Raw genomic sequence first — 10856 nt, 5'->3', positions numbered from 1 at the left:
GTGGGAAAAATCTCTGTAACAGGTGCCCAAGCGTCCTTGAGATTCTGCATCATTTGACGCAGGATTGTATCTAGCAAATTTAGTTCAATATCGCTAAATTCACGCGTGGATTCGTAAGGGTCGCCTTTGCCTCCAAGCAATCTATCAATCATTGGAAAGGCAATGCTGGGGTTAATCTCCAAAACCCCTGTGCCATCAAGAGGCTTCATAGAAAAAACATTGAAGCTTGTAGGACTTGGCAAGCTCATCAAAAATTCACCATAGGTCATTTGATCCACGCTGTGGAGCTGAATTTCTACAATAGAGCGCATAATTGCCGAAATTTGACTAGAAAGTGCCCTTGCCATTTTGTCGTGGATTCCACGAAAAGCTCTTAGTTGTTCCTTGCTAACGCGGTTTGGACGCTTGAAATCATAAAGAGTAATTTGGTGTTGTTGGACAACAGTCGTTGGTTTTTCTGCGATTTCGGCTTCCGCACCATCATCATCTACGACTTCTAATAGCGCATCAATTTCTTCTTGACTTAATATATCAGCCATTTAGCCCCCTTTGTTCAAGGTATTGACGAATTTTACGAATCACTGCCTTATGCAGTTGAGAAACTCTTGATTCTGTAATTTCCATTACTTCACTAATTTCTTTGAAGTTTAATTCTTCAAAATAATAAAGTTGAATCACAAGCTGTTCGTTTTGTGTTGCTTGTTCTAAAATCTGCTCTATGATTTCAACCAACTCCTCTTTTTCTATACGTTCTAATGTCTCTTCGCTCTCCCCACCTAATTGGTCTTCTAAAGGCATTACACCATAAATTTCGCTCGCAATTCTTGCCTCTTTGATTTTTTCTTCTTCTTCGCCTAGAATCTCGCTTAGATAAGCATTGTCTGGCTCTTCTTGATGTGTATTATAGTAAGTTGCAATCGCTTTATCTACGCGTTTAATCAATGTGCGCGTTTGACGCGAAACATTGTCTAGACTGCGTAAATAATCAAGCATAGCTCCATGCACACGGGGCTTTGCATAACCCCAAAAAGATTCGCTCACCTTACTATCATATTTGCGTGCTAGCTTGATAAGCTCTTCTGTGCCAATAGATACCAAATCCGCAAAATCTACACTTGCAGGCAATCGTTCCTTTAGGCGAAAAGCCATTGCTTTGAGCGCAGGAAGATAGTCTAATGCTAGAGAATCTTGCGATTGTTTTAATGCTGTTTGGTACCCATTAGAAGTCGTCAGCATAGTTATTCTTTTCTACTTCGTGTTTTTTATTTTTGTTTGTCCGTGCTTCTTCCTCCTCATCTTCGCGCATTGTTTTTTCCATTGTGCGCAAGAATCCACGAATCTTGTTGGTTACTTTTTCGCGTTTATCAAACTCTTCAATGTATTCTTCTAGCAAATCATTATATGCAGGTCTCCTGATAATATGCTCTTGATTGCCCAAAAATCGCACAAACAATGAAACGCTTACTAAAGTAATCAAATAGAATCCAATCGTTGAGATAAGCGTTCCTGCTACAATCATTTCTGGTTCATCAAATTTCAAAAAGGATAATAAGAGTCCGATAAAAAATCCATTCACAATCGCAAAACTTAGAAAATTATCCATTTTTAAAGACATTTTGTTTCCTTACATTTCCTAAAAATGACCCAAAATCTTTTTTAAGAATTTACCAAATCTTTTATCTTCTTGTACTAGCACATTTCGTTCCATTTTTTTGGCAAGATTGCGTGCAATCTCTTCAATTTCCATTGAAGAGGAGGAATTTGGCTCCAACTTAACAAAGATTCCGCGATTTTTGCTGTAATGATTAATCAATGATGTTTTGGTCAATTCACCAATAAATTCCAATTTGATATTGTTAATGTTTGCTTGTGCGATTTTTTGCACTTTTTGAAAAATCATTTGTGCTTCTGCATTATTTTTTGTCATATTAATTAGCATAAAAATACGTTCTTTGAAATTTGCTGCTAGTTTAATCGTCGCATAAGCATCTGTGATTGCCGCAGGGTCTGGAATCGTAATAACGATTACCTCATCACTATTTTTTAAAAAAGTCTGCGTGTATTCGCCAATCCCTGCACCTGTATCAATGATAACAAAATCTAAGTTGTCTAAAAATGCAGAATCCTCAATCAAGGCTTCAAACATAAATTCGCTCTTATAGCGAAAAATATCTGTGCCAGAATCGCCCGGGATAAGATAGAGATTCCGCTCAATAGGTATGATAATATCTTTGAGTTTTGCTTGATTTTTTAGCACATGCAAAAGATTTTTTTCACAGCGCACACCAAACATAATATCCAAATTTGCTAGCCCAATGTCTGCGTCAAAGATTCCGACTTTGAAGCCTAGCTGCCAAAGTTTATAAGCAAGATTCGCGCTAAAAGTAGATTTGCCCACGCCACCTTTACCACTTGTGATGGTAATAAATTTTGTATTAGAGATTTTTGGAGATTCTAAAAGCAATTCTAAGTTTGCCGCTTGGTTTTTCATTTTTAGCCTTTAATAAGCCCATCTAGCAAGCAATCAATCAAGAAATCGCTTGTCGCAACATTCAAATCGTTTGGCACTTCTTGACCAATAGAAAAATAGCTTACCGGTTTTTTAGTCTCGTAAATCAAAGAAAAAATATTGCCATAGCTATGCGTTTCGTCTAGTTTCGTAAAAAGCAAGGTGTCAATTCCTAAAGTAGAAAAAGTATGATAAATATCCTTTAAGTCTTCGTATTTTGTGGTTGCACTCATCACTAAGCTCACATCAATTTTGGTATTTGGGTCGGCATTGACAAAGCTTTTGAGGGATTCTAGCTTCGCCCTATCGTGCTGTGAGCTGCCCACCGTATCAATCAAAATATAATCGCAATATTTCAAGGAATCTAGCGCATTAACAAACTCCTCTGTATCTACTACGGTATCTATACTTAATTTCATCTTTTTAGCATAAAACATTAATTGATCCACTGCACCGATTCGGTAAGTATCCAAAGTAATGATTCCTACTTTGTAGTTTTTGTTTAAAAGTCTTGAATAACGTGCGGCAAGTTTTGCTAAAGTCGTTGTTTTGCCCACTCCTGTGGGTCCAACTAACATCATAATGTTTTTGGCATTGCTGCTTAGATTCTCTGCTCTTGCATATACCATTTTGCGCAAAACTTCTCTAAAATATCGCTTGATAAGCACAGAGTTTTCGCGCATTTTAATGGGCATTAATTCCAAAGTCAGCTGCATAATCTTTTCTAAATGCTCTTTTGCCATACCACTTGCTTTGGTGATTCTGTAAATTTCTGCAAATTCGTGCGGGATAATTAGCCCATCACGTTTGGGTCCTCGCTCCTCCCAAAACATATTTTGGATAAGTTTGAGTTTGTCGTTTAGTCTATCAATTTCACCCCGAATCAAGCGCAAATCATTATTTTCAAGTGAGGATTCTTTCTTTTTGTTTTCTATTTGCGATTCTTTGTTGTTTTGCGCCTGCTTTGGTCTTTCTTCTTTCTCTTTGTTTTGGGGTTGAGAGGAAGATTCTTTTGGAATCTGCGCTAGAGGTGTTGGATAAGGAGATTTTGGAGGAATTTTAGAGGCAACGCCAGCAATCTGCGAGATTTGGCGCACTGCATCGGAAAGTTGTAAAGAAACATCTTCGGGGAGCGTGCTAGATAGAGTTTGTGCCATACGTTTTTTTTCTAACTCCTTTTGTGCAATCAATTCCAATCTATCAGCAATACTATTGCTTTTTGCTGCTAAGGTTTCATTTTTTTGCTTTTCTCGTTCAGCTTTAACCTTAGCTTCTTTTAAGTCTTCTTCGCTAATGGCGACAGAAATTTCATATCCTCCCTCACTTAATTTTTTTTGTGAGATGATTGAAAATTCATCGCCAAGCTCGGCTTTGGCTTGCGCTAAGGCTGCAGCTGAACTTTCTCCCGTATAAGTAAATAGTTTCATACCTTCCTCTCTAGTAATGGAATCCTCACGCTTTCTCTAAGAGACCACGCAATATGTGGAATCTGTAAATGTTTAAAACGTAAGAATTGATTTTTAAAACCAATAATATCAATATCCAAAGTGCGCGGAGCATTTTTAAAAGGTCGTTTGCGATTCCGCCCAAACATACGTTCTAAATACGCACAAAAACTCCAAAATTCTACATAGCCAAGCTTAGTTTTTACCCATAAAACTGCATTATAAAAATCTGCTTGTGCTTCCCAGCCAAAAGCTGGATTTTTTAAAATAGATGAAAAAGAAATTATAACATTTTTCTTTTTGAACCTCTTAAAAAGCTTCCAAAATGTAATTAAACATTCGCCACAATTTGCCCCGATTCCTAAAATTGCGTATTGTTTAAGTTGTTGGTATGCCTTAAAAGAACGATAGGGATTGGGTGGGCGCACAAGAGTGAATCGCGGAGTCTTGGATTGCAATGCAAAAAATTTACCTTGTAGGGGAGGAAGTGCATAAATTAGACGCGTCATTTTAGGGTTTATTTTGATTTGTCGGTAGGTTTTGATTCCAAAGTAATGCAAATTTTGTGATTTGGTGCAGTAGAATTTCTGCTTTTTGGAAGTTAAACAATTGGTTTTATGGGGCGAAAATGATTGCATTTTAGATTCCAAGCACACGCGCACCATCTCTTTGTAATACGACTAAATCTTCAATGCGCACGCCATAATGATGGGGAATATAAATGCCCGGCTCAATAGAAAATACCATACTTTCTTGCAGAATCGTTTGAGAGCGTGCCGAAATGACAGGCAACTCGTGGATATCTAGTCCGATTCCGTGTCCTGTGGAATGCACGAAATATTTGCCATATCCCGCTTTTTCAATCACATTACGCGCAAGAGCATCTACTTCGCAGGCAAGCATTCCTACTTTTGCGCCTTTGATTGCACATTCTTGGGCTTTTAGCACAATGTCATAGATTTTTTGCAACTCTTTGTTTTTGAATTTTTGTTCTTTAGAAAAACAGATTCCATTTTTGCCAAAATACCCTGTACGTGTCATATCAGAGCAATAACGTTTGTATTTCAATCCCGCATCAAAAAGCAATAAATCACCTTTTTGCAATTTGTCGTTTGAGGGCAGGGCGTGCGGTTTTGCAGCATTTTTGTTGATTCCTACAATGGGATTGAAGCTTAAATCAAATTTACCTTGCTTACTCAAAAATTCTTGCGTTTTGAAATGAAGGTAAGATTCTTCGCAATCTACACCCTTTTCGCTAAGGAATTGCGCAAACTTGGCAAAAGCTTTGAAGTTGAGCTTTTGAGAATGGTGTAAAAGCTCTATTTCTTGTGCAGTTTTGAGGATTCGTTTTTCTTGGTGAAAGTTTAGCTTAGGAATAAAGTTAATTTTAAGATTATTTTTTAGCTTTTCAAATGCAAATACTGAAAATTCTTGTGGATTGAAGTAAAAGGTGGATTTTTCGTATTTTTTGAAAATTGCACGTGCAGTGCGAATAAGATTACGAGAAATAAGAATCTCCACAGCATATTTGTCTTGCTTGATAGACTCTTGCGCCTCGGTTTGATAACGTCCATCGGTAATGAAATAGCCCTGCTTGCCATAAGCGATAAAAAGAGCGTTATCGCAACTATAACCCACTTCAAAATAAAGGGCATTTTCGTCTTTGATGATAAAGTTTTCCAATTTGCCCTCCTAGGGTGTTATTGTTGGGGTTGTGCGTTTTGTGCAGCCGCTTGCTTGCGCGCTTCTTTGATTGCGTTTAATTCAGTGAGAATCTGAACAAGTCCTTGTAAAGCAAGATGATAACCCATTGGACCAAAGCCCGCAATAACGCCAGCGCATACCGCAGCAGTTAAGCTTTTGTGTCGGAAATCTTCTCTTGAGTGAATATTGCTAATATGCACTTCAATCGTTGGTAAATTGACAGCAGAAATTGCGTCCCGAATCGCAACAGAAGTGTGTGAGTAAGCGGCGGGATTGATAATAATTCCATCGTATTGTCCTAAGCATTCTTGGATTTTATCTACGATTTCGCCTTCAAAATTGCTTTGAAAAAAATCCACCTCTAAGCCGATTTGTTCAGCGTGTTGTTTGATGTTTTGGTGGATTGTTTCAAGCTTTGCTGGTCCATAGATACGCGGGTCGCGAATCCCTAGCATATTGAGATTGGGACCTTGGATTACCATTGCTTTCATTTTTGCTCCTTTTAAAATTTTTAAATTATAGCAAAAAAGATTCTAAATGCAAGAATTTTGCGCTTAAGCTTGATAAAAATTCTAAAATTTTTGTAAAGATTCCGCTATAATTGATAAAATACTTTGTAAGGATTCTATTATGAAAATTGCGCTGATTTGCGATTCTTTGTTGTTAGACCGCAGTTTGGAGATGTATTTAAAGGAATATCTTACAAGTTATAAGCTTTGTGATTTTGTCGTCGCAACACAACTTGTAGAATCCCAAAAACCTGTATTCTTAATCGGAGATTTTGAGGAGGCAAACCTTAAGATTCCTTTTACGCGAGAAATTCTACTACAAGAACTAGAGGCTTTTGATAGAAAAATCAGAGGCAGAGCAATGCAAGAATCGCAAAATGAGGAATCTAGGAGTTATCAGGATTTGCAAGGAGAGGATTTTATTAAGTCAAGCTCTAGTGGTTTTGGTGATTTTAATCGTTTGGATAATTTAAAGCAAGAGATTCCGCCTCTTTTTGAGAATTCTGATTTGAATACGAAAATTGAGGAAGTTTTACGCAGTTTTGCAAAAGAAATTCAAACGATTGTTTTGGAGCATTATAAGGGCAAAAATGCTTAAAAATCCTCCCAAATCTACCTTGAGAATTTTAGGTGGAATCTATAAGGGACGCAAGTTGCAAATGGCTTCTTTGGATACGACGCGCTCTTCTAAAGCAATTCTAAAGGAATCGTTTTTTAATACTTTAAATAGTGGCATTGTGGGAGCAAGTTTTGTAGAATTTTTTGCCGGGAGCGGAAGTATCGGGATAGAAGCACTTAGTCGTGGAGCAAGATTTGCATTGTTTTTTGAGAGTGATAAAAAGGCTTGCGAGATTTTAAAAGCAAATTTGCAAAGTACTTGTCAAAACAATGAAAACTATCGTGTCTTCTTGGGCGATACTTTTAATCATTATAAGCTTGCTTTGAAAATATTGAAATCCCCTAGTATTGGATATATTGACCCACCTTTTAATGTGCGCAACACAATGCAAGATATTTACGAAAGATGTTATCAAATGATAGAGGATTTGGATAAAAATCTTTTTGATTTGCTTGTGTTGGAGCATATTTCCTCTTTGGAGATTCCAACGCATATTGGTAGTTTTACGCTCATAAAAACGAAGAAATTTGGTAGGAGTTCTTTGAGCTATTTTGAATCAGGGGTGCAAAATGAAAATTAAGGATTTAGAGATATTTTTAGATTTGTTAAAGAGTAAAAGTCCTACACAAACAGCCGAACGATTCTCTATCTCACAACCTAATGTATCCATAGTGGTGAAGCGATTAGAAAAACTTGCGGGTTTTCCGCTTTTTGAACGCATTGGAAAGAAGCTAGTGCCAACTTCAAGAGCATTATTTCTAGGCGGAATGTGGCTAGAGGTAGTGCAAGGATATTATGCAAGTCTTGAGAGTTTGGAGCGCACAGATTCTCAAGAGATTACAGGAGAATTAAGTATTGTTGCAACGCATACAATTAGTGAATATTTTTTGCCTAAAATTGTTTTTGAGTTTGCCAAAACACACAGAAAAGTTAGGCTGAAATTACAGGTTGCTCATTTTAAGGAATGTTTTGAACAAATCAAAAAAGGTGCGGTGGATTTGGCACTTGTAGAGGGAGATATTTCTTCGCAATATGCGAGCACCGAAGGGTTGGTGAGTGAAATGTTGCATACGGATTCTTTGATTGTGGCGAGCAATGATTTTATTCTCGCCTCGCGCACAAGGGACATTAAGGATTTACTAGACAAGATGTGGATTTTGAGAGAATATGGTTCGGGGCAGAGGGAACAATTTGTGGGTGCTTTGGCAAAACTCGGGGTTGAGATTCCAATTTTTATTGAGCTAAATTGCACAACAGCAATTAAGGATTTGGTGATTTGTGAGGGCGCATTGTCTGTCTTTTCTGAAATTGCTATTAGAAAAGAGTTAGAAAATAAAGTCTTATTCCCCATTAAAATTAAAAATTTACCCCTAGAGCAATCTTTTTATTCGCTTAAGCGTCGAAGTCAGCTTCATAATCCAATTTTGTTAAAATTTGAGGAATATGTTTTGGAGCAAAGCAAGCAATAAATGGAATCTTGCAAAGGACGCAGCGGATTGTTTTGCTCATTAGGGATACAAATGCAAAGAATTAAAGCATTGGTTGATTTTTGGGTAAAAGCCATAAAAACAAATCTTCTCCTATTTGCATACTATGGACAAGATGAAAGGAAAGTCTTAGGCGCATTGTGAGAGTAAAATCTGCATTAAAGCTTGGTTGTAAAATCACAAGAAGCATATCTATATGTGGCTGTAATGCACTTAGGAGTTCTGCTCCGCCCTCACACATTATAAACCCATTAATATTTTGTAATGTAGGGTTTATTTGATTTAATATTTTTACCTCTCTGTTTGGTATATCAAAAAGTGGTGCATCAGTAGAGAAATTATTATCACGCGTTAATATTAAGATATTTGGAGGGCGTTTGGATTCCAAACTTGCAAATCTTGCATCAAGTGTCGGCTTATCTTCTCTTATTGTTTTGCCAGAAAGGAGCAAAAAATCTGCTTTTGCACGATAATCGTGCATTTTGCTTTGGGCTGCTTTTGAGCTGATTTGTCCGCCATTAATGCTACCATCTAGCCTGCAAGCATATTTGTAGAGTAAGAATCGCCCTTTTGTTTGCAGGGCATTGAAGGGATACAAGAGAGAGTTTGCGCATTGATGAATGGAAGTTAAGTTTTTTGTTTCCCAAGCTTTTGTTACAGGGATTCCGCATTGTTCTAGTTCCTCCGCCCCGCCTTTAGCGTTTTGGCTTCTATCTTGTGTGGCAATAATAATGCGTTTTGGTTTTAGTGCTTTTAAAAGACTTGTGCAAGAGGGAGTTCTACCGCATTTATGACTACCGCAAGGTTCTAGGCTGACATAAATCGTAGTCTTATTAAAAAGATTTTGGGAGCATTTGAGCAAATACTGATGGATTTGCGCAGAATCGCTTAGTCGCAAGATTTCACAATCGCCGCTTAGTTTTGCATAGGCTTTTTGAAGAGCAAGCACTTCTGCGTGTGGTTTGCCACATTCTTGGTGCGATTCTAGGCTTAAAATTGTGCCATATTGGTCTAATATGAGTGCGCTTACAGCGGGATTTGGCAGTGTGATGAGTTGGTTTTGCCACGCACTTTGCAAGCAAAGATTCAAATAAAATTCATCTGTGCCTATATTTTGCACGTGAGAGACTACCATTCAAAGTAGGTTTGAGCTTTTTTGATAGACTCTAGTGGGATTATTTGCATATTTGCTTGAGTATCTTCTAGGGTAAGAGTGTTTTGATTCACTTGTAAAAGTTTGCCTTTGAATTCTTTTTTGTCTATGGTTTTGATTTTGACAAGTTCTCCTATGGCGTTTTGATAATGTGCAAGGGTTCTAAGCGTGCGTTCAATTCCGGGTGAACTAACTTCTAAAAAATACTTTTCAGAATTTGGCATTTCAACATCTAGCAAAGGCGAAAGAGCAAGGCTTACTTCTTGGCAATCTTCAAGTGTTACACTAGCGGAATCCTCTCTATTTGACTTTGTGATACAAATACGCAAAATCTGATTCTCATTTTCTTTAATATTAAAAATATCATAAAGAGTAAAACCTAGACTTTCTATTAATATTTTGATTTTGATTTCTAAATCAGGAGCAAGTGTCATTTTTCCCCTTTTGTTTGCTTTCGCGCTCTTTTTGGAGTGTATCAAAGATTTTATCCAAACGATTTTCTTGTTCTAAGGTTGTGTCAAAGCTAAATTTGAAGTCTGGACAACGAAACCAGCCCGTTTCTTCTAAGCAATATTCCTTGATAATTCCGCGTGCTTTTTTGAGTTGGGTTAGAATCTCTGCTTTTTCTTGTTGGGTTGCAAAAGGAGCGTTTAGGAAAACTTCGGCAAAATATTTACCACGCGAACATTTAACCTCTATTACATTGAGAGAATTTAGGCGCGTGTCATTGAGGTTTGCTAATGCGCTTGGTAGAATCTCTTTCAGTAAAGATTGTGTGCGAGCAAGCTTAATGTCTTGCATTAAAGCGTCCTTTGTTTTTCCACTTCTTTATAGGTTTCAAAGACATCGCCGACTTGAATGTCGTTGTAATCTTCTAGCATAATTCCACATTCAAAGCCTTTTGCCACTTCGCGTGCATCATCTTTAAAACGTTTGAGTGAAGTAATGTTGCCATTATGAATCACGACACCATTGCGGATTAAGCGCACCTTGATTCCTCTTTGAATTACGCCATCAGTTACGAAGCAACCGGCAATCGTTCCGACTTTGGCAATATTGAAAGTCTCGCGCACTTCCGCTTGTCCGGTGTTTTCTTCTTCTAAAACAGGTGAGAGCAAGCCGCCAAGCAAGGCTTTAATATCGTCTAAAAGCGAATAAATAATGGAATAGGTTTTGATTTGGATTCCAAGTTCTTTCGCCTTATTTTTTACGCTTCCTGTTGGACGCACATTGAATCCTAAAATCACACAATTCGCACTTGCCCCCGCAAGAGCCAAGTCGCTTTCTGTGATTCCGCCCACACCCTTATGAATAATATTGACTTTCACTTCCTCGTTTTGTAGTTTTTCTAAGCTTCCGCGAATTGCCTCTAAGCTTCCTTGTGTGTCTGCTTTGATAATGGCGGGCAGGTTTTTGAGCTGCCCTTGTGC

At 37.7% G+C, this 10856-nt stretch carries 14 protein-coding genes and 1 pseudogene; 3 read left to right on the top strand and 12 right to left on the bottom strand.

Going from position 1 to position 10856, the window contains the following annotated elements:
- From Q1553_RS06265 to aroQ, 8 genes and pseudogenes are all read right to left on the bottom strand, one after another.
- Nucleotides 1-539 (bottom strand): annotated as a pseudogene (locus Q1553_RS06265) (flagellar motor switch protein FliM); the annotation flags it as partial.
- On the bottom strand, nt 532-1236 hold the full coding sequence (locus Q1553_RS06260; protein WP_115551418.1) for an RNA polymerase sigma factor FliA: 705 nt from the start codon (nt 1234-1236) through the stop codon (nt 532-534). The gene Q1553_RS06260 and the pseudogene Q1553_RS06265, both read right to left, overlap by 8 nt.
- Nucleotides 1220-1615 carry a hypothetical protein gene (locus Q1553_RS06255; RefSeq protein WP_115551417.1) on the bottom strand — a complete coding sequence of 132 codons (396 nt, stop codon included), beginning with the start codon at nt 1613-1615 and terminating at the stop codon, nt 1220-1222. The genes Q1553_RS06260 and Q1553_RS06255 overlap by 17 nt, the downstream gene beginning before the upstream one ends.
- 18 nt (nt 1616-1633) lie before the next feature.
- Nucleotides 1634-2491 (bottom strand): P-loop NTPase, encoded by an 858-nt coding sequence (locus Q1553_RS06250; protein WP_115551416.1) that lies wholly within the window; start codon nt 2489-2491, stop codon nt 1634-1636.
- Between the two features lie 2 nt (nt 2492-2493).
- Nucleotides 2494-3936: a flagellar biosynthesis protein FlhF gene (gene flhF, locus Q1553_RS06245; protein WP_115551415.1), complete on the bottom strand. Its 1443-nt coding sequence runs from the start codon at nt 3934-3936 to the stop codon at nt 2494-2496.
- Nucleotides 3933-4592: a 2-amino-4-hydroxy-6-hydroxymethyldihydropteridine diphosphokinase gene (folK, locus tag Q1553_RS06240; RefSeq protein WP_245944214.1), complete on the bottom strand. Its 660-nt coding sequence runs from the start codon at nt 4590-4592 to the stop codon at nt 3933-3935. The genes flhF and folK overlap by 4 nt, the downstream gene beginning before the upstream one ends.
- Nucleotide 4593: 1 nt before the next feature.
- Nucleotides 4594-5637, bottom strand: coding sequence for a M24 family metallopeptidase (locus tag Q1553_RS06235; protein WP_115551414.1), 1044 nt, complete (start codon nt 5635-5637; stop codon nt 4594-4596).
- A gap of 17 nt (nt 5638-5654) precedes the next feature.
- Nucleotides 5655-6149, bottom strand: a complete 495-nt coding sequence (gene aroQ, locus Q1553_RS06230) for a type II 3-dehydroquinate dehydratase (RefSeq protein ID WP_115551413.1) — start codon at nt 6147-6149, stop codon at nt 5655-5657.
- A gap of 139 nt (nt 6150-6288) precedes the next feature.
- On the opposite strand from aroQ, the gene Q1553_RS06225 reads away from it, so the two are divergent.
- Genes Q1553_RS06225 through Q1553_RS06215 form a run of 3 tightly spaced genes read left to right on the top strand, consistent with a single transcriptional unit; the run spans nt 6289 to nt 8255 of the window.
- Nucleotides 6289-6765 carry a hypothetical protein gene (locus Q1553_RS06225; protein ID WP_298495808.1) on the top strand — a complete coding sequence of 159 codons (477 nt, stop codon included), beginning with the start codon at nt 6289-6291 and terminating at the stop codon, nt 6763-6765.
- On the top strand, nt 6758-7366 hold the full coding sequence (rsmD, locus tag Q1553_RS06220; RefSeq protein ID WP_115551411.1) for a 16S rRNA (guanine(966)-N(2))-methyltransferase RsmD: 609 nt from the start codon (nt 6758-6760) through the stop codon (nt 7364-7366). The genes Q1553_RS06225 and rsmD overlap by 8 nt, the downstream gene beginning before the upstream one ends.
- Nucleotides 7356-8255, top strand: coding sequence for a LysR substrate-binding domain-containing protein (locus Q1553_RS06215; RefSeq protein ID WP_115551410.1), 900 nt, complete (start codon nt 7356-7358; stop codon nt 8253-8255). Before rsmD ends, Q1553_RS06215 begins: the two co-directional genes overlap by 11 nt.
- A gap of 61 nt (nt 8256-8316) precedes the next feature.
- Here Q1553_RS06215 and Q1553_RS06210 read toward each other — a convergent pair whose 3' ends face one another.
- The 4 genes from Q1553_RS06210 to Q1553_RS06195 form a co-directional block, all read right to left on the bottom strand.
- Nucleotides 8317-9408: a dihydrofolate reductase family protein gene (locus Q1553_RS06210; protein WP_297571391.1), complete on the bottom strand. Its 1092-nt coding sequence runs from the start codon at nt 9406-9408 to the stop codon at nt 8317-8319.
- On the bottom strand, nt 9402-9860 hold the full coding sequence (rimP, locus tag Q1553_RS06205) for a ribosome maturation factor RimP (protein ID WP_297577925.1): 459 nt from the start codon (nt 9858-9860) through the stop codon (nt 9402-9404). Before rimP ends, Q1553_RS06210 begins: the two co-directional genes overlap by 7 nt.
- A complete protein-coding gene (gene rbfA, locus Q1553_RS06200) occupies nt 9844-10227 on the bottom strand; it encodes a 30S ribosome-binding factor RbfA (protein ID WP_115551408.1) in 384 nt (127 codons plus the stop codon). The genes rimP and rbfA overlap by 17 nt, the downstream gene beginning before the upstream one ends.
- Nucleotides 10227-10856: EF-Tu/IF-2/RF-3 family GTPase (locus Q1553_RS06195; RefSeq protein WP_300842822.1), on the bottom strand; the 630-nt coding region annotated here is incomplete at its 5' end. The genes Q1553_RS06195 and rbfA, both read right to left, overlap by 1 nt.

It is taken from the genome of Helicobacter sp. UBA3407 (assembly GCF_949747025.1).
Lineage (GTDB): Bacteria > Campylobacterota > Campylobacteria > Campylobacterales > Helicobacteraceae > Helicobacter_D > Helicobacter_D ganmani.
The sequence above is the reverse complement of the archived record's forward strand: the minus strand, read 5'-3'. Positions and strand labels throughout refer to the sequence as shown.